Raw genomic sequence first — 17519 nt, forward strand, 5'->3', positions numbered from 1 at the left:
CAAAAACCATTGAGGAATACGCCATGATACATCCTTTTAAGAATGATGAGCAAGTACTGACTATTGGAGATCTGACCATCGAAAATCATTTTGATGTTGTGCAAATCTTCGGTGAGCTTTCTATCGCCAAATGTCAAGATGGTCTAACTCAAGCGATGGCTTTACAAGAGTTTACTAATCGGTTAGTAGCGGCACTTGAAAACGAGCCCTTAGATCAGATACAAGCTCATGATACGCTACCACCTGAACAAGTTGATAATCCTTTTGCTTAGCATAGGGATTGTCACTCAAATGATTGCGACAGATAATCACTTTGCCAACTTATGATAAAAATTTCATACTAAGTATTTACAAATGGTCTTAAGCTTCGCTATAATGCAAATTAGTGGTCAATCCAAATTTGTATAGTCAAAGTCGATCGACCATTCTTCGGAGTTTTGCAATACGGATCAATACATAAAAGGAGCTTATATGAAACTATCTACCAAACTACTTACCCTAGGTGCAGGTGCTTTATTGTCAGTCTCAGCATTTGCCAATGATGCCATTGTTGGTAAGTGGAAGATGAGCGAAAAAGGTGAAGAAAAAGCCATCATTACCATCAGTCAAGCTGGCAACGGCTATCAAGGTGTGATGACACAAGGCTTAACCGATAAAGCCAAAAAGCGTGAAGGTACCATCGTATTGACAAATATCTCAAGCCAAGGTGAGGGTAAATATAAAGGCAAAGGTGCTCATCCTACCCTACCCATCAAAGGCACTGTTAATATTACTGTTAATGGCAATACTATCACCATTAAAAGCATCGCTGGCACACAAACAGGTGTAAGACAATAACCACACCATGTGGTAGCAAAAAACCAATAAAAAAGCACTGAATATCAATCAAGTGCTTTTTTTGGCTTTCAATTCAATCAACGATTAATTCAGTCAGCGATTGGTCATCAATTCTGCTACAAATTTTACCTTATAAGGCACTTTCATCAAATTCGCCAGTTCGAATGCGAATGACACGCTCAAGCGGACTGACAAAAATCTTCCCATCGCCAATTTTACCCGTATTTGCAACTTTAATGATTGACTCAATAATTGAATCAACCATCTCATCACGACATGCTATCTCAATTTTAATTTTTGGTAAAAAATCAACCACATATTCCGCCCCACGATACATCTCGGTATGACCTTTTTGGCGACCAAAGCCTTTGACTTCAGTGACGGTGACACCATTGACGCCAATTTCTGAGAGTGCTTCTCGCACATCATCGAGTTTAAAAGGCTTGATAATCGCAGAAATCAGTTTCATAAATATTCCTTGGCGGTTGGCAATGTATATTAATCATAACAAAATCATTATATAAGGCAAGGCAATAATTCACAACATCATTTTGTAACAATTCACCGCTTTGATATCAGCTAATATAGCACACGACCCTGCTACCACTTACCGCCAATACCTGTTAAAATAGCCCATAGGTCGTGATTATTATTGTGAGAAAATATTATGTCAAAAAAATATGCCGTCGTCGGTTTGGGCAGCTCTGGACTGTCAGCTGTGAATTTTTTGGTCAATCACGGTCACAAAGTTAGCATCATCGATGGCAATCCTAATCCCGCCTTGGCAGATAAACTGCCCACAGGCGTTCATTGTCATTTTGGCAGCTTGGACAGTGAACTCTTAAGCTCAGCCGATCAGATCATCATAAGCCCCGGCATCGACCCAAGAACGCCGAGCATTGCCGCCGCCAAAGCTCAAGGCATTCCTGTGGTTAGCGATGTTCAATTGTTCATTGATACACTCAAAGCACGAGATTTGGCTCAAGCGACAAACACACCAATCATCGCCATCACAGGCTCAAATGCCAAAAGCACTGTTACAACATTGGTGGGCGAGATGGCAAAACGGGCAGGTATGATTGTTGGTGTCGGCGGTAATATTGGCACGCCTGCACTTAAATTATTAACCATTCAAAATATGGATTTGGTGGTGCTTGAGCTGTCAAGTTTTCAGCTTGAGCATATCTCAAATTTAGCAGCTCAAGGGGCAACAATTTTAAATCTCTCCGCTGATCATCTTGATCGGCACGATGGCATGGCGGATTATTTGGCACAAAAATTGCGTATTTTTGAAAATTGCCAAACGGCTATCATCTGCCAAGACGATGCCAATTTAGCTAAGCAATGCTTGACCACACTGACAAGCATTGCCCCAAATCACACCATCATCACAACAGACAGCTCACTTACCCACCAAACAGCAGATTTTTATTTATTTGATGATGGTGATGGTATAGCACTGTATCATCAAAATAATAAACTTTTACCAATTCATCAATTAAAAATCAAAGGCAAGCATAACCTACTTAATGCCTTATCTGCACTTGCCTTAGGCACAGCTGCCAATCTCCCCATGGATGCTATGCTTGATACCCTTAAGACTTTCAAAGGTCTACCGCATCGCTGTGAGTATATTGATGATATTGATGGCAAGGCATATTTTAATGATTCAAAAGGTACAAACATTGGCTCAACCATGGCAGCAATTGATGGGCTTGGCACGGTTTATGGCACATCATCACTGGCATTAATTTTGGGTGGGCTTGGTAAAGGTCAAGATTTTAGTGAGTTGTCAGCCTATGTTACACAGTGGGTGGATAGTGTGTATTTAATCGGTCAAGATGCCCCTATAATTGAGCAAGCTTTACTCAAAGGTGACGCACATTTGGCATCTAAAATATATCAGGTTGGTACACTTGATCAGGCAGTATTGGCAGCCAGTCAAAGCACCGCTAGGGCTGTGCTTTTGTCGCCTGCTTGTGCCAGTATGGATCAATTTAAAAATTATAATGAACGGGGCGATAAGTTTGTTAACATGGTTCACGCTTTAGCCCATGCACCCATTTAGCCCATCCATGCAAACGCCCTGCTTGATTGGGTACATAAATTGTAAGCACCGCTTTTGTCAAGCAGATTACCACAACAGAGCAACCTGACCAAATCACTTGAAATTTCCACATTTTTAATTCAAAAATCCGTTATAATAAACAGTTTATACAAAACCAACTCACAGCAGCACTCATGTCTCAATTCTCCGATAAATTTCTTGGTTTTTTTGATAAGCTCAATCCACGAACGGTATTGCTTACCAGTTTGAGCCTGATCATCTGTATCAGCCTTTTGATGATTGCGTCAGCATCCATTCCGTTTTCTGCTGCTCGTGATTTGGCATCACTGAGGTTTTTTTGGTATCAGTTGGCATATGTCGTCATCGGTACTATGATTGCAATGGTTGTTTATCGCATTCCTTTGAGATTTTATTATCAACGAACGCATATCAATGTGGTGTTTTTGATGTGGGCAACCGCTTTTGGGCTACTCATACTTACGGCAGTGTTTGGTGATGTGATTAATGGATCACGGCGATGGCTTGACCTTGGGATATTTAATTTACAGGCTGGTGAAGTTGCCAAAGCTGTCATGGTGTTTGTGACAGCAGATTATGTCGTGCGTCGATCTGCAGAGCTACGGAGCAATGTTTTTACAGGGGTGCGTCTATTGGTATGGTATTTACCAGTAGGCGGACTGCTGCTATTTCAACCAGATTTTGGTACTGTCTTGGTACTATTTGCCACCTTGATTGTCATCATCTTTGTCAGTGGTGCACCTGCACTACAGTACGCTTGGATTTTATTCATGGCGATCGTTTTGGGAGGCATCGCAGCTTGGCTTGAACCTTACCGCCGTGAACGAATTTTATCTTTTACCGATGCTTTTGATGACATTCAAGGTTCAGATTTTCAGCTAGCACGCAGTTTGATTGCTTATGGTCGTGGGCAATTAAGCGGTGTTGGTTATGGGGATAGCGTCCAAAAATTATCACACCTACCCGAAGCACACACTGATTTTCTGCTTGCTATCACAGGAGAGGAACTTGGCTTTTTGGGTGTGGCAACAGTTTTATTTTTGGAGATGCTGATTATTCTTAGTATTATGGTCATTAGCCTAAGAGCATTAAAACGCCGACAACTTCGCTTAAGTTATACCATTTTTGGTTTTGCGGTGGTAATATTTGGTCAGGTCATCATCAATGCTGGTATGACCATGGGACTTGCGCCCACCAAAGGCTTAACCATGCCGTTTTTTAGCTTTGGTGGCTCTTCTATGGTCGTGCTTTTGATTATGATTGGCTTTGTGCTTCGAGTGGATAAAGAAAGCCTTGAGATTCACAATCAGCGCCTTAACGACAAATATTGACCATATACCCTGCCAAGCGTGAGCGATTCGCTGCCTTTGCTTGGCATGTTATCAATTTGTCATTACGATTTGTTAGCATAATTCATCCTATCTGACGATATTTTTATTTTTTATCGATGTGTCAATATGTTATTAGACATCAACCGTTTTCAGTACACCACCTACAAAAAAGAGCTATCTGCCCTGATCCACCTTGGGATGCCGATTTTGCTTGCACAAGTGGCACAGGTAGGTACCAGTTTTATTGACACCGTCATGGCAGGCGGCGCCGGCAAAGGCGATTTGGCGGCAGTGGCGCTTGGTAGCAGTGTGTTTATTACTGTTTATGTCACCTTAATGGGTGTGATGACCTCACTCAATCCCATGATTGCACAACTATTTGGTGCCAAAAAGTCGCATGAGATTGGTGAAATGGGACGGCAAGGGCTTTGGTATGGTTTGATCATGGGCATACTTGGGATGGTGCTCATGTGGCTTGCCATCACACCGTTTCGGCTGTGGCTTGATGTCAGTGAGAGCACTTTTATCATTACTGAGCGTTATTTATGGTTTATTGGTCTTGCCATGCCTGCGGCAATGGTACATCGTGCTTTGCATGCCTATGCTTCTAGCCTTAATAAGCCAAAAGTCATCATGTGGGTCAGTTGGCTGTGTTTTTTTATCAATATCCCTTTGAACTGGATTTTTGTGTACGGTAAGTTTGGCATGCCTGCACTTGGCGGCGCAGGCTGCGGACTGGCGACAGCGATTGTGTTTTGGATCAATGCGTTCATTTTATGGATTTTGATCGTCAAGGACAAACAGCTTAAACACTTTGGTCTGATGGATAAATTCAGCTTACCCAACCCCAAAGCCTTGATCGAGATGACACGCTTAGGGATTCCCATTGGTTTATCATTTTTTATTGAAGTTAGTTTATTCACCTGCATCATGTTTTTGGTTGCAAAACTTGATGGCAATACCGAAGATTATGTCGCCGCTCAGCAGGTGGTCATTAGCCTGACAAGCTTGATTTTCATGATTCCCCAAAGTTTAGGCAGTGCTGCAACTGTGCGCGTTGGATACAGCCTTGGGCGCGAAGAGTTTAGCCGTGCTCGCTATATTTCAGGCGTCTCAATCGTTACCGCCATGGTCGCTTCAGTAGGCACAGCAATTTTTTTGGTAGTTTTTCGTTATCCTTTGGCGAGCATGTACACCGATGACATGGCGGTCATTGCCTTAGCAGGCGGTATTATTTTGTATGCCGCGGCTTTTCAGCTGGTCGATGCGGTCCAATGCGTGGCAAGTTATGTGCTGCGCGGATATAAGGTCACCACCATTCCGATGGTGATTCATATCATTGCTTTTTGGGGCTGCGGCTTGATTCCTGGCTATTTTATGGCATTTCAAGGCGGTATGGGAATCTATGGCTTTTGGGCGGCATTGGTGATTTCGCTTGGGGTGGCGGCAGTGTTACTGCTTTGGTATCTTGAAATTCACAGTAAAAAAGTCATCGCGCAAGCGCGCATTCGCACCATATAAAATAGCCCACTTAGGGCTATTTTTTATTCATCATTAGCAGAATTGATACGTTTGACATCTTTATTAATCGTCTTCGCTTCACCATCCACAGTGGTTCCAAAGCCGCTATTTTTGCCAAAAGGGTTTGATTTCATCCCGCCTTGACCAAATGGATTTTGACCCATGCCCCCAAAAGGGTTCTTACCGCCCATTTGTCGCGCCATCATCTGCATCATTTTATCTTGATTTTTGGCGGCATAATTTTTGGCGGCGGCGGTAAGTCTGGTTTGGATAAATGGCACTAATAATACCAAAGCCACAACATCCGTTAAAAGACCTGGAAGTAACAACAACAGCCCTGCCACACCCATAGCGATGGATTTAACCAGTGTTGACTCAGCAGGTTGATTGCTCGGATTGGGTATCACACCACGCTGCATGGCTTTCATTTGCTGTGCCATTGGGTTAAGCGATTTTGCTGCTTTTTTAATCATCATAATTCCAATGATCGCTGCGATGATGAACCAAAAAAACACATACCAACCACTGATAAATTGTGCCACCAAATACCAAAGCAGCATTTCAATGACAAACCAAATCAGGGCAATACCCACCAATGCACCCACGCCCATCTCCTTTAAATCTAATAAATAAATGAAAATATATAAATAAAATACGCTATAATATCAATAAATTAGGACATTTGGCAAGTTTTCAAGTATTTTTTATTGTTTATTATTTTTAGTGCTAATTTTTTTAGTAATAATTTTGATGATAATTTTTTGGTAATCATTGTATGACACTTATTATTGGCATTGACCCTGGTTCACGCTTGACAGGTTATGGTATTATCAGTACAAACAATGATCAATTAACCTTTTTAGATGCTGGTACCATCCGAACAAACAGCAGCGACATCACCGAACGCATTGCTCAGATTTTTGCTGGAGTTTCTCGGATTGTCAATCATTATCAAAAATACAGTAATAAGCCCATACAAGCTGCCATTGAGCAAGTGTTTATGGCGTCCAATCCTGACTCCGCCCTAAAGCTTGGGCAAGCTCGCGGCGCCGCCATCGCTGCATTGACAGCTCAAGATTTACAGGTCAGCGAATACACCGCCCGTCAAATCAAACAAGCCGTTTGTGGCTATGGTGCTGCCGATAAAGACCAAGTCACTGCCATGGTCTGTCGTATTTTATCATTGGATATTATCCCACAAGCTGATGCCGCCGATGGTTTGGCGTGTGCCATCTGCCATGCCCACTCATCACACTCGATGCATAAGTTATTTGGCGCAAGCACCCTAAGCAGCCGTACTGGCAACAAAAAAAAGGGTCGCTGGCGCTTAGACGAAGAATCACTGCTTAAGCTCAAAAATCGTTAATTTAGATGCACCCTAACCAATCCGCCCTGCCACCATGACGCCTGACTTTGGCAATCCAGATCCTGTAATGAGTCGCCCACCAAATCAAGCAGCATCATTTTACCGTCATCTGTGACAGAGATTTTGGCAAACTGGGCACTGTCATAGCACTCCGCCAACCCTTCTGCAAACATAAAGCTATCAACGGGCAGCTGCCAGCGTCTCCAGCGATTTTTTAGCCATATTTTTTGATCAGCGCTAGGCTCCCACTGAACACTTGTAATCACATTTTGTGGCGACAAAGACGCATAGCCAAGCTTTCTTTCGCCAAAATAGGCATCGCCTTCCTTAGCATTCATCTCATACGCCAGACTCATATAATCCCCCTGAATCAATGAGCGCGGATCAAGCGGCGCAAGCTTAGCATAAATAATCCGCCCCTGATCAAGCCGCTTTTCATAACCCAGCACCATCACCATCACCACAACTAAGGTCAGTCCTGCGATGGCGAGCGGCATCCACTTAAGCTTTTGCATCTTTTACCCCCGCTTGTTCAAGCTCACCATGTTGTGATCGTTCATCTAACACAGTTGCCACGATCGTCATCAATAGACCACTGCTCAAAATGATGATAAATTTCACCAGAAATGGCACAGAAAGCTGGTAATACATCAGCCATAATAGCCCAATCCCCACAAGGATGGATAAGATCGTCATTAGGCGATCTTGCCTGCTAAGCGCACTAGCAAACACCAAGATGACCGCCAAAATAGGCGCAAAGCCAATGCCAGCCAAAAGCCCAAGCACGCTTAATTTTAGGCTCTGTGATGGCGGCAGTCGCATCAATAAAGCACCCAAGATCGCTAACAAGCCCAGTGCCGACCAAAACGGTGGTATGCCAATGGGTAATGTGGTCATCACACCAAACCCTACCGCAATTGACAAGATAAAGCCGCTCACCGTGCGCCAATACACGCCTTCACGCATCAATAAGACGCATCCCATTAATCCCAAGCCGTACACCATTGCCGACCAAACGCCCCAAGACCCGTATAGCTCACTGGATCTCATCGTATCTAGATACAGCGCATAGCCCATGAGTGCGCCATACCACCCCAAGATATGCAGCAGCAAATACAGCCAATGCACACGCAAGCGATACAACACGCCTAGGATGGGTAGCCAAACCAAGCTTAATATTCCTAAGGCGCTCAATTCAAAAGATTCAGATAGCCCAAGTGTAATCAGGCCCATCCCAATCATCACAGACGAGTAGCCCAAATGACGAAAATAAGCCACCTTGCCACGCCATAACACCCCTAAGCCCACGATGGTCGCCAAAGCGCCCCATAAAGCATAGGTATCATCAATCCAAGTTATTAATCCAAAAATGACAAATAAACACGATAACCAGCCCCCAATGGCAAGCAGTGGTATGTGCATTGCATACTTGTTCTTATGCGCCCCAAAATAGCGATAAAGCCCCCAAGCACACAGCCCAAACCACAGCTGTGCAGCCAATGCATACACCCAAAAACTACGCACATTAAAATATGCCAAAACCAATATAAAAAGACTGGTTATAACGCCCGTCAAAACAGTTGCCATCAATGGCACCTGCCGCTTTGAGAGCACGAGCACACCCAAAGGCACCATGGCAATGAAAAGCCAAAGCAGCTGCTGCCCCCATGTGCCTTGATGATGATAGTTTAGTGCAGCAAATAAAGATAAGCCAACCAGTCCAATACTCATCACCCATAATGACGCCTTATCACGACCGAAAAGCACATATTGAATGATAAAAAGTGCCGCCGATGACAGCGCCAAGGTATGAATTTGATGATTACTTTGATCAAAATATAACCAAAGTGCTGTCTGTGATACGGCTGATAATAGCAAATAGACGCCCAAGTTTTTACGGTACAGCCAAGGCACAAGTAGGATAGACCAAATCACAAATAACCAAAAGCTGTCAGCACCTGTCTGATAGACTTGACCCACCGCAGCAAGTGATAAGCCGCTCATCACGCCTGCAGCAGTATGCAGCACGCTCATCCATAAGCCGCTTGTGTGCAAACTGATCAGCGCTAATAGCAGCATCAGCACTGGCGCCATGGTAAGCTTAATGATTTTTGGCAAGAATAACCAATTCGCTCCAAACAGATACACCACTGATACCACCACCAAAGCCGCACCAAAGAGCTTAAAGGCACCAAGCATCTGAGCTGATACCAGTGCTTGCGATAAGCTATCAAAGGAGGACTGAGACGGTCTTTGAGAGTGTCGCCATGAATCGAGCTGCGCCATACCACATCTCCAAAATCAATTGATCAAGATTTATTATAGCAAAAACTAGCAAGCATAAAAAATACCGCTCTCAACTGTATGAGTAGCGGTATTTTGATAAAATCGATCGATTAAACTTTTTCGATTTCTTCAGCTTGTGGACCTTTTTTGCCTTCGCCTAAGATGAAAGCAACTTTTTGGCCTTCTGCTAAGGTTTTGAAACCTGAGCCAGTGATCGCGCTATAATGGGCAAATACATCTTGACCGCCATTATCTTGAGCGATAAAACCAAAACCTTTTGATTCGTTGAACCATTTTACAGTGCCAAGAACTTTTTGTGACATAACAATTTTCCTAATTTGGATGAATGAAAAGCGTAAAAACGCAACTTATGCTATTCATGCAATAAAACATACAAAAACGATCGGGATAACAGGCGGGTTGCCCCATCTTCATTCAATCTTCCAAATAAGAAACTTACTGGTCTTGCCTAAAGAATGCTTGATACCACTGCGTCTATCTGCAGTTGGGAAAGTGGCCAGTATTAGCCAACTTTGGGTACATAAATACCATGACAATCATTATAACAAATTTTATTAAAAAAGGGAATTATTTTTCATCATTGATGACTAATAAAGTAATCACCATCAAAAATCACGGCAATCCAAGCACTCAATCCACCATTTAATCAAATTAAATTTGAATTAAGCCCACACTTTCAAGTAAGGCAGTCAAACATAAGATGCTATAGACCAAGCCAAAGGATTTACAAAAGCTTAAGTATTGTTTGGGTAATGCCACTTCGGCAGGATCATCAACCTCAATGCCGCGCATCAGCATCGCTGAATACACCAAGCCCAAAAGCCCATACAGCGGATACACCATCGCCACCACCAAGCCCAAACCGACAAGATCCAAAAAATACCAAGCTAAACACGCCACCATCATCCATGCCGAGGTTGATAGACTGATGAACATAAATGTACTATTTTTAAGCAGTAGCTTGCCACCGTTACGCTCAAGCAATGTTGATTCAATCATCACAAAGATGGCGATCATCAAGCTTAGTGCAATAAATACAACTTCTAAAGAAAAATCAGGCATAAAAGACTTATCAATATCAAAATAGCATTCATTATAGCGGTTTCATATGATAATTTCAAAAAAACAGCTGCCAATCAGGCAGCTGTTTTACAAATTGATCCAAACAAATCAATCAGTTCTTTTCTTTGTCGATGATCTTATTACCGCCAATCCAAGGCATCATCGCACGCAATTTTTCGCCTGTTGTTTCGATAGGATGTGCAGCGTTATTGCGGCGGCGAGCGGTCATCGATGGATAATTGGTTTGACCTTCAGCGATAAACATCTTAGCATATTCACCATCTTGGATACGCTTCAAAGCATGACGCATGGCGGCACGAGATTGCTCATTGATAACCTCAGGACCAGTCACATATTCACCATATTCAGCGTTGTTACTGATTGAGTAGTTCATGTCAGCGATACCGCCTTCATACATCAAATCCACAATCAGTTTTAGCTCATGTAAGCACTCAAAATATGCCATCTCAGGTGCATAGCCTGCCTCAACCAAAGTCTCAAAGCCCATTTTGACCAGCTCAACTGCACCGCCACAAAGTACCGCTTGCTCGCCAAATAGATCGGTTTCGGTTTCATCTTTGAATGTTGTTTCGATGATACCTGAGCGACCGCCGCCCACACCTGCTGCATAAGATAGCGCAAGCTGCTTGGCATTGCCTGATGCGTCGCGCCATACAGCGATCAGATCAGGGATACCGCCGCCTTTGGTAAATTCAGAACGAACCGTATGGCCTGGTGCTTTTGGCGCAACCATGATGACATCTAAGTCAGCGCGTGGCTCAACTTGGTTGTAGTGAATCGCAAAACCATGCGCAAATGCCAAAGTTGCACCTTGCTTGATATTTGGCTCAATCACCTCTTTATACAGCTCGCGCTGAAACTCATCTGGCGTCAAAATCATCACCACATCAGCACCTGCAACCGCTTCGCTCGTCTCAGCTACTTTAAGACCAGAATTTTCAGCCTTTTTCCATGAGCTTGAACCTTCGCGCAGTCCGACGGTAACATCCACACCGCTGTCTTTTAGGTTAAGTGCGTGCGCATGACCTTGTGAACCATAGCCAATGATGGCGACTTTTTTGCTTTGAATGATTGACAAATCACAATCTTTGTCATAATAGATATTTAGGCTCATATACATTTCCTTAAAAATTTGCCAAAATTGGCAGGGTTAAAATAATTCATTTATGGTTAATTAATGATCGCTGATTAATCACGGTATTATTCATGGCAGTCAATTCATTTTATAAAAATACATTTTTTAAACCAATAAACTGCCTAAAACATGGTTGATAGGATTAAACCGCCAAAGTCTTCTCACCACGCGCGATACCAATCACGCCTGAGCGTACCACTTCCAAAATACGGTCGCGACCGATCACATCAATAAACCCATCCAATTTGCCTGCATCGCCTGTGATCAAAATCGTGTACAAATTGGCGCTGACATCGACAATTTGGGCGCGGAAGATATCAGCATTACGCTTGACTTCTTCGCGATACGAGCCTGTCGCACGTACCTTGATGAGCATCAGCTCACGCTCAACATGATTCCCACCTGAAAGCTCAGACAAATTTTGAACTTTCACCACTTCAATCAGCTTATGTAGCTGTTTGGTGATTTGTTCAATTTTGTCATTCGTGGTGGTGGTCGTCAAAGTCAGACGCGAGATCGTTGGGTCGTCTGTTGCTGCCACATTCAGCGTATCAATATTATAGCCACGCTGAGAAAATAAACCCACAACACGAGACAGCGAACCTGCTTCGTTTTCCATTAAGACAGAAATCAGATGTTTATGTACTTGATTTGGCATTAGGTACGCTCCCCTTTTGATAACCACATATCACGCATTGACTGTCCGGCAACTTGCATCGGATAAACATGCTCACCTTTATCCACATAGACATCAATGAATACCAATTGGTCTTCTAATGCCAATGCCGCTGCCAACTCTGCTTCCATGGTGGCTGGGTTGGTAATTTTTACGCCCTTATGACCATAGCTTTCTGCCAATTTGACAAAATCAGGTAAAGATTTCATATATGATTGAGCATGGCGACCTTCATAAAGCATATCCTGCCACTGTTTAACCATGCCAAGCTGAGCGTTATTAAGATTTAAAATTTTAACTGGCAAATTATACTGAAGACACGTGGACAGCTCTTGGATGTTCATTTGGATTGAGCCTTCACCAGTGATACACACCACAGTCTTTTCAGGGCGGGCTAATTTTGCTGCCATGGCGTATGGTAAACCCACACCCATCGTGCCTAAGCCGCCTGAGTTTAGCCATTGGCGCGGTTCATCATACTTATAATACAATGCAGCAAACATCTGATGCTGACCGACGTCGGAGGTGATGATTGCTTCGCCATTGGTCAGCTTATACAGCGTCTCAACCACATGCTGAGGCTTGATAGCGTGCGTTTCGGCAGTCATATCATCTTCGCCATAGCGTAAACCGTGGCGTTTGCGCCATTCGTTGATTTGTTGCCACCAGTCATTGAGTGCGTGTTCATCAATACGCTTATCAGTCTCTGATAGCAATACAAGCATTTCATTGAGCACCAGCTTCACATCGCCAACAATCGGAATGTGTGCGGTGATGGTCTTTGAGATGCTGGCTGGATCGACATCGATGTGAATGATCGTAGCATTTGGGCAGAATTTTTTAACATTATTGGTAACGCGGTCATCAAAACGCGCACCTACCGCCAAGATCACATCGGCATGATGCATGGTCATATTGGCTTCATACGTGCCGTGCATACCAAGCATACCAATGAACTGCTCCCCTGAGCCTGGATAAGCACCCAGCCCCATCAAGGTATTGGTTACTGGCAGCTTGAGTAAATCGGCTAATTGGCGCAGCTCTTCACTGGCATTACCAAGCACCACCCCGCCACCTGAATAAAGTACAGGACGCTTGGCTGATAGTAGCGTTTCGATGGCTTTTTTGATTTGTCCGCCATGCCCTTTATTGGTTGGCTGATAAGATCTGATATTGACTGTCTTTGGCATGATATAAGCAAATTTATCGCTTGGGTTGGTCATGTCTTTTGGAATATCAACCACAACAGGACCAGGGCGACCAGAGCCTGCAATATAAAACGCTTTTTTGATGATTGTGGGAATTTCTTCGGCATGACGAACTTGGAAACTGTGCTTAACGATCGGACGTGAGATACCCACCATATCACATTCTTGGAAGGCGTCATCGCCAATCAAGCTAGATGGCACCTGACCTGCCAATACGACCATTGGAATCGAATCCATATAAGCAGTTGCAATGGCTGTCACAGTGTTGGTGGCACCTGGACCTGAGGTCGCCAAAACAACGCCTGTCTTGCCCGTTGTGCGGCTGTATGCATCAGCCATATGCCCTGCAGCTTGCTCATGCCTGACCAGTACATGCTCGATTTTATCTTGCTTAAATAAGGCGTCATAAATGTGCAGTACCGCACCGCCTGGATAACCAAAAATGTACTCAACACCTTCGTCAATCAATGCTTGAACAAGCATCTCAGCGCCTGACATCATGGCTGTTTCACCGCGTGCGATGGTATCTTGGAGTTCGCGAAAGTGCGTAGCAGCATCTTTGGTTTGAGTATGCCCCGTCATATTCGGGGATTGGGTAGTTTGCGTCATAAGTTACATCCTTTTGTCATAGTGACAATATTCAGACGAAAAGCGTGTGATTGATTCATATCAGGCAATAGACTGCCATACGCAGATGAACTTACAACAAGATGACTTGGAAAAATCCAAAACAGCAGAGGGAAATTTCTTGCGTCTTGCAGACCGGTAAGTCCTATTGCAATGTGCAACCGTGCGTCATCAAACGGTAATCCAATGGCACCAAATGCACAAACGCAGCACCTGATAAATAGCTACGCCGACTTCAGATGACACCGATCAAAATCTCCGATAAGCGCCATCAAAATAATGCCACCTATCTTACCTGAAAACTTTCACCTTGCCAACCTGTTTTTAGAGCTTTTTAAAAAATTTTATCAAATCCATTGGCGCTATATTATCAAATCCATTGGCGCTATAATTGCCATTTTATAGCTCTTTGAATATTATCTGCCCCAAATTCGATGAAATGGCTGTAATTTGACACCAACCTAATGATACAATACAGCCAGTTTATGATTTTGGTGGTATGTGTGACTGATCGAGCAACAAAAACAGCTAAAAATACCGTGTACCAAGCCGCTTTGGGTCTGGGGCTCATCTGTGTCAGCCATGCTCACAGCGCCATGATTTTTCAAAGTGAAGGGGCGTTTGGGGAGCCAGTTTTTAGTCAAATAGCGCCCATTGGTAAGCCATCTTCAGCCATCAAAGTACATTATTTAAGCGCGCCAAAAAATCATCACAATGTGCAAGCCTGCCATTATCTAAAAACCAATCTTAGCACCTTGCAGTCAGAGGGTACCATATACGAACTTGGCGAGAGCGGTCAACAAACCAAGCTCACACCCGATCTGATTCAACAAAAAATTCACCATATCCAAGCCGCCATCAGTGATCATTGTCATGACTAAGCGCATTCCGGCAGTTTGTGTACAACCGATCGACAAAGACGGTGTTAAGGACTAGATCTGTGCCAAAGCAGCAGAATTTGGCTTTAGCGACTGTGGGTTTTTAAGCGTTCATCACCCTTTGTTTGTCAAGCAAACAAAGGCGCTCAAGGCATGGCTAGATCAAGGTCTTAATGGTACGCTTGACTTTATGCATGAAAATCACGACAAGCGCGCAAATCCTGCCCTGCTCGTTGATGGCGCCAAAACCATCATCACAGTGCGAATGGATTATCTACATGATCTACCCAAACCTCGCAGCGTCATGGATAATACACGCCCAAATCATGCCATCATCGCACGCTACGCTCGCGGAAGAGACTACCACAAAACCGTGCGCCAGCAGCTCAAAAAACTTGCCAAAGCCATCGAAAATGAGCTGCCCCAGTGGCAACATCTGAGCATTGGCGCCGATAAGCCTTTCGTGTTTCGCCCGTTCAGTGATTCAGCGCCCATCTTTGAGCGCCCTATTGCTGCCCTATTGCTGATGCAGCAGGACTGGGATGGACGGGCAAGCACACTTTATTAATCAATCGCCAAGCAGGCTCTTTTTTTAATTTGGGCGAATTATTCATCAGTCTTGATCTTGTAGGTGATGATGAAACCCATGCCGTCAAGGCACACTGCGGCAGCTGCCAAGCCTGCATGGATATTTGCCCAACGCGTGCCATCATCGCGCCGTACACTTTAGATGCCGCTGCCTGCATCTCTTATCTGACCATTGAGCACAAAGGCAGTATTGATATCAAATACAGAAAAAGCCATCGGCAATCGTATTTTTGGCTGTGATGATTGTCAGTTAATCCGCCCTTGGAATCGCTATGCCAAACTCTCCACAGTCAGTGATTATGCGCCGCGTCATGGTCTAGATGACATTCAGCTCACCGAAATATGGGCGTGGAGCGAAGATGATTTTTTGGCCAAAACCGAAGGCTCTCCCTTGCGCCGCACTGGGTATTTATATCTTTTAAGAAATACCGCCATTACTTTGGGGAATTGCCAAGCCACAGGCATAGAATTAGACAGGATAATTCATGCACTAAAATCAAGACTGGGTTTGGATAGGATGCTTGATGAGCATATTAATTGGGCGATCAGTGAGCTTAGCGGACAGGACGGATAAAATTTGGGCATACCAACTATTATACACTTTATTCAAATACCAATAAAAATTCCAAGTATCTTCTTGACACTTGGAATTTTTGGAATTATTCGATGTGCTTTTAAGACATCACTTAATTAAAAACTACATTAAAAGCCCGTCATTCGTAGCACACAAAGCATCAGTTATTGTGGGATGCGAAGTACTTGCCCTGGATAAATCTTATCAGGATGTGACAGCATTGGCTTATTGGCATCAAAAATCTTCATATAATCATTGGCGTTGCCATACATTTCTTTAGCAATTTTTGACAAGCTGTCACCTGATTTGACAGTATAAAACCGTGATTCAGGTTCAGCTGATTCCACTTCGATGTCATCAACGACCGTCTCGACATGCTGCACATTGCCCACCGCTAGGCGCGCTCTTTCACGATCCGCTTGAGTCTTGGCAGTCCCAGATAGCGTGGCGGTATCCGTATCGGCATTATAATTGACTTTTAAGCCACTGATGTTCACATTTTGGGCTTGGATACGAGCCAATAGCAAATTGGCAATCTCTTGAGCAGTTGGCTCTGCAGGTGCTGCGGTTGGGGCAGCGTTCGGCTGAGCGGCTTCTTGTTTTTTGTTACGATTAAATAATTTATCACCGATATCTTTTGCAAAACTAAAAACACCCATGACGTTCTCCTTGGTTGTAAATTTTATCACTTGAAACACGCACAAATTATTGTGCATAAGTTTATCTTAAGTCAAAGCAAGCAAACTTCATAGTGATATTTGACAGTAAAAGCGTTACAATGTGTAGAATTAGCCTACCAAATATTTTCTTAAGAAAAAAAGATCACTTCAAATAGAAGTGATCTTCGGAGATAGCTATCATCTGCTGTCAGACTTAGCATGCCTTTGGTTAGGCAACCTTGGCAGAAACATAGTCGATGGCTTTTTGGACTGTGGTCAGCTCGGCTGAATCTTCATCAGGAATGGTGATGCCAAAGCTACTTTCAAATGCCATAACCAATTCAACCAAATCCAAAGAGTCGGCGCCCAAGTCATCCATAAAAGATGCTTCATTTTTAATTTCTTCAACGCTTAGACCAAGCTGTTCTGCTACTGCGTCTTTTACTTTAGCTTCGATATCGCTCATGGTAATTTCCTTTATAATGGTTAGCCGTGTAGCACCGCGCTACATCGGTTGGGATGAAACTTAACAAGTATCATAATGCATTTGCTGAAAAAGTGCAAGCATTTATGCGTACATATGTTCACTTTTTATCATGATAATGGCAAATGCGCATTCTGTCAATGAATTACTCACTGACAG

Annotated in this window: 21 protein-coding genes; 10 read left to right on the forward strand and 11 right to left on the reverse strand. The window is 43.6% G+C overall.

Annotation, left to right across the window (positions count from 1 at the left end):
- Window positions 1-23: 23 nt before the first annotated feature.
- On the forward strand, window positions 24-272 hold the full coding sequence (locus AO382_RS06300; protein WP_064619387.1) for a hypothetical protein: 249 nt from the start codon (window positions 24-26) through the stop codon (window positions 270-272).
- Window positions 273-471: 199 nt separating this feature from the next.
- The gene (locus tag AO382_RS06305) at window positions 472-837 is read left to right on the forward strand and encodes a hypothetical protein (protein WP_064619164.1); all 366 of its coding nucleotides are present in this window, start codon (window positions 472-474) and stop codon (window positions 835-837) included.
- Window positions 838-967: 130 nt separating this feature from the next.
- Here the strand turns inward: AO382_RS06305 and glnK are convergent, their stop codons facing one another.
- On the reverse strand, window positions 968-1306 hold the full coding sequence (glnK, locus tag AO382_RS06310) for a P-II family nitrogen regulator (protein WP_064619169.1): 339 nt from the start codon (window positions 1304-1306) through the stop codon (window positions 968-970).
- Window positions 1307-1504: 198 nt separating this feature from the next.
- Here glnK and murD point away from each other — a divergent pair, with 198 nt between their 5' ends.
- The 3 genes from murD to AO382_RS06325 all read left to right on the forward strand — a co-directional run bounded on the left by murD (window position 1505) and on the right by AO382_RS06325 (window position 5775).
- Window positions 1505-2905, forward strand: a complete 1401-nt coding sequence (gene murD / locus AO382_RS06315) for a UDP-N-acetylmuramoyl-L-alanine--D-glutamate ligase (protein WP_064619172.1) — start codon at window positions 1505-1507, stop codon at window positions 2903-2905.
- A 173-nt stretch (window positions 2906-3078) separates the two neighbouring features.
- Entirely contained in the window at window positions 3079-4254 is a 1176-nt protein-coding gene (locus AO382_RS06320; protein ID WP_064619174.1) for an FtsW/RodA/SpoVE family cell cycle protein, read from the forward strand.
- Between the two features lie 126 nt (window positions 4255-4380).
- Complete coding sequence (locus AO382_RS06325) at window positions 4381-5775, forward strand: MATE family efflux transporter (protein ID WP_064619177.1); 1395 nt, start codon at window positions 4381-4383, stop codon at window positions 5773-5775.
- A gap of 23 nt (window positions 5776-5798) precedes the next feature.
- Here the strand turns inward: AO382_RS06325 and AO382_RS06330 are convergent, their stop codons facing one another.
- The gene (locus tag AO382_RS06330) at window positions 5799-6380 is read right to left on the reverse strand and encodes an FxsA family protein (RefSeq protein WP_064619390.1); all 582 of its coding nucleotides are present in this window, start codon (window positions 6378-6380) and stop codon (window positions 5799-5801) included.
- A gap of 170 nt (window positions 6381-6550) precedes the next feature.
- Here AO382_RS06330 and ruvC point away from each other — a divergent pair, with 170 nt between their 5' ends.
- Window positions 6551-7141: a crossover junction endodeoxyribonuclease RuvC gene (ruvC, locus tag AO382_RS06335; protein WP_064619180.1), complete on the forward strand. Its 591-nt coding sequence runs from the start codon at window positions 6551-6553 to the stop codon at window positions 7139-7141.
- Here ruvC and AO382_RS06340 read toward each other — a convergent pair.
- The 7 genes from AO382_RS06340 to AO382_RS06370 all read right to left on the reverse strand — a co-directional run bounded on the left by AO382_RS06340 (window position 7138) and on the right by AO382_RS06370 (window position 14051).
- Window positions 7138-7656, reverse strand: coding sequence for a GDYXXLXY domain-containing protein (locus tag AO382_RS06340; RefSeq protein ID WP_064619184.1), 519 nt, complete (start codon window positions 7654-7656; stop codon window positions 7138-7140). The two genes, ruvC and AO382_RS06340, sit on opposite strands and share 4 nt — an antisense overlap.
- The gene (locus AO382_RS06345; protein WP_064619186.1) at window positions 7643-9427 is read right to left on the reverse strand and encodes a DUF2157 domain-containing protein; all 1785 of its coding nucleotides are present in this window, start codon (window positions 9425-9427) and stop codon (window positions 7643-7645) included. The genes AO382_RS06340 and AO382_RS06345 overlap by 14 nt, the downstream gene beginning before the upstream one ends.
- Window positions 9428-9537: 110 nt before the next feature.
- Window positions 9538-9750 (reverse strand): cold-shock protein, encoded by a 213-nt coding sequence (locus tag AO382_RS06350; RefSeq protein WP_003656932.1) that lies wholly within the window; start codon window positions 9748-9750, stop codon window positions 9538-9540.
- 349 nt (window positions 9751-10099) lie between these two features.
- Window positions 10100-10510, reverse strand: coding sequence for a hypothetical protein (locus AO382_RS06355; protein WP_064619189.1), 411 nt, complete (start codon window positions 10508-10510; stop codon window positions 10100-10102).
- A 112-nt stretch (window positions 10511-10622) separates the two neighbouring features.
- Window positions 10623-11645, reverse strand: a complete 1023-nt coding sequence (gene ilvC / locus AO382_RS06360; protein ID WP_064619192.1) for a ketol-acid reductoisomerase — start codon at window positions 11643-11645, stop codon at window positions 10623-10625.
- 163 nt (window positions 11646-11808) lie between these two features.
- Complete coding sequence (gene ilvN / locus AO382_RS06365; RefSeq protein WP_049236872.1) at window positions 11809-12324, reverse strand: acetolactate synthase small subunit; 516 nt, start codon at window positions 12322-12324, stop codon at window positions 11809-11811.
- On the reverse strand, window positions 12324-14051 hold the full coding sequence (locus tag AO382_RS06370; RefSeq protein ID WP_201030223.1) for an acetolactate synthase 3 large subunit: 1728 nt from the start codon (window positions 14049-14051) through the stop codon (window positions 12324-12326). Before AO382_RS06370 ends, ilvN begins: the two co-directional genes overlap by 1 nt.
- A gap of 629 nt (window positions 14052-14680) precedes the next feature.
- Here AO382_RS06370 and AO382_RS06375 point away from each other — a divergent pair.
- The 4 genes from AO382_RS06375 to AO382_RS11455 all read left to right on the forward strand — a co-directional run bounded on the left by AO382_RS06375 (window position 14681) and on the right by AO382_RS11455 (window position 16217).
- The gene (locus AO382_RS06375) at window positions 14681-15058 is read left to right on the forward strand and encodes a hypothetical protein (RefSeq protein ID WP_064619393.1); all 378 of its coding nucleotides are present in this window, start codon (window positions 14681-14683) and stop codon (window positions 15056-15058) included.
- A 118-nt stretch (window positions 15059-15176) separates the two neighbouring features.
- Entirely contained in the window at window positions 15177-15623 is a 447-nt protein-coding gene (locus AO382_RS11445) for a QueG-associated DUF1730 domain-containing protein (protein WP_400260267.1), read from the forward strand.
- A gap of 29 nt (window positions 15624-15652) precedes the next feature.
- On the forward strand, window positions 15653-15883 hold the full coding sequence (locus AO382_RS11450) for a 4Fe-4S double cluster binding domain-containing protein (RefSeq protein WP_400260268.1): 231 nt from the start codon (window positions 15653-15655) through the stop codon (window positions 15881-15883).
- Window positions 15834-16217, forward strand: coding sequence for a hypothetical protein (locus AO382_RS11455; RefSeq protein ID WP_400260269.1), 384 nt, complete (start codon window positions 15834-15836; stop codon window positions 16215-16217). Before AO382_RS11450 ends, AO382_RS11455 begins: the two co-directional genes overlap by 50 nt.
- Window positions 16218-16381: 164 nt before the next feature.
- Here the strand turns inward: AO382_RS11455 and lysM are convergent, their stop codons facing one another.
- Entirely contained in the window at window positions 16382-16876 is a 495-nt protein-coding gene (gene lysM, locus AO382_RS06385; RefSeq protein ID WP_064619197.1) for a peptidoglycan-binding protein LysM, read from the reverse strand.
- Between the two features lie 229 nt (window positions 16877-17105).
- Complete coding sequence (gene acpP / locus AO382_RS06390) at window positions 17106-17342, reverse strand: acyl carrier protein (protein WP_049236863.1); 237 nt, start codon at window positions 17340-17342, stop codon at window positions 17106-17108.
- Window positions 17343-17519: the final 177 nt, after the last annotated feature.

Source organism: Moraxella catarrhalis (assembly GCF_001656295.1).
GTDB lineage: Bacteria > Pseudomonadota > Gammaproteobacteria > Pseudomonadales > Moraxellaceae > Moraxella > Moraxella veridica.

Coding starts and splice junctions, on each gene's coding strand:
- AO382_RS06345 (WP_064619186.1), bottom strand. CDS start 9,427: ATGGCGCAGCTCGATTCATGGCGACACTCTCAAAGACCGTCTCAGTCC.
- AO382_RS06305 (WP_064619164.1), top strand. CDS start 472: ATGAAACTATCTACCAAACTACTTACCCTAGGTGCAGGTGCTTTATTG.
- glnK (WP_064619169.1), bottom strand. CDS start 1,306: ATGAAACTGATTTCTGCGATTATCAAGCCTTTTAAACTCGATGATGTG.
- AO382_RS06300 (WP_064619387.1), top strand. CDS start 24: ATGATACATCCTTTTAAGAATGATGAGCAAGTACTGACTATTGGAGAT.
- AO382_RS06370 (WP_201030223.1), bottom strand. CDS start 14,051: ATGATGTCAGGCGCTGAGATGCTTGTTCAAGCATTGATTGACGAAGGT.
- lysM (WP_064619197.1), bottom strand. CDS start 16,876: ATGGGTGTTTTTAGTTTTGCAAAAGATATCGGTGATAAATTATTTAAT.
- ruvC (WP_064619180.1), top strand. CDS start 6,551: ATGACACTTATTATTGGCATTGACCCTGGTTCACGCTTGACAGGTTAT.
- murD (WP_064619172.1), top strand. CDS start 1,505: ATGTCAAAAAAATATGCCGTCGTCGGTTTGGGCAGCTCTGGACTGTCA.
- AO382_RS06350 (WP_003656932.1), bottom strand. CDS start 9,750: ATGTCACAAAAAGTTCTTGGCACTGTAAAATGGTTCAACGAATCAAAA.
- ilvC (WP_064619192.1), bottom strand. CDS start 11,645: ATGAGCCTAAATATCTATTATGACAAAGATTGTGATTTGTCAATCATT.
- AO382_RS06340 (WP_064619184.1), bottom strand. CDS start 7,656: ATGCAAAAGCTTAAGTGGATGCCGCTCGCCATCGCAGGACTGACCTTA.
- AO382_RS06355 (WP_064619189.1), bottom strand. CDS start 10,510: ATGCCTGATTTTTCTTTAGAAGTTGTATTTATTGCACTAAGCTTGATG.
- acpP (WP_049236863.1), bottom strand. CDS start 17,342: ATGAGCGATATCGAAGCTAAAGTAAAAGACGCAGTAGCAGAACAGCTT.
- AO382_RS06320 (WP_064619174.1), top strand. CDS start 3,079: ATGTCTCAATTCTCCGATAAATTTCTTGGTTTTTTTGATAAGCTCAAT.
- AO382_RS06325 (WP_064619177.1), top strand. CDS start 4,381: ATGTTATTAGACATCAACCGTTTTCAGTACACCACCTACAAAAAAGAG.
- ilvN (WP_049236872.1), bottom strand. CDS start 12,324: ATGCCAAATCAAGTACATAAACATCTGATTTCTGTCTTAATGGAAAAC.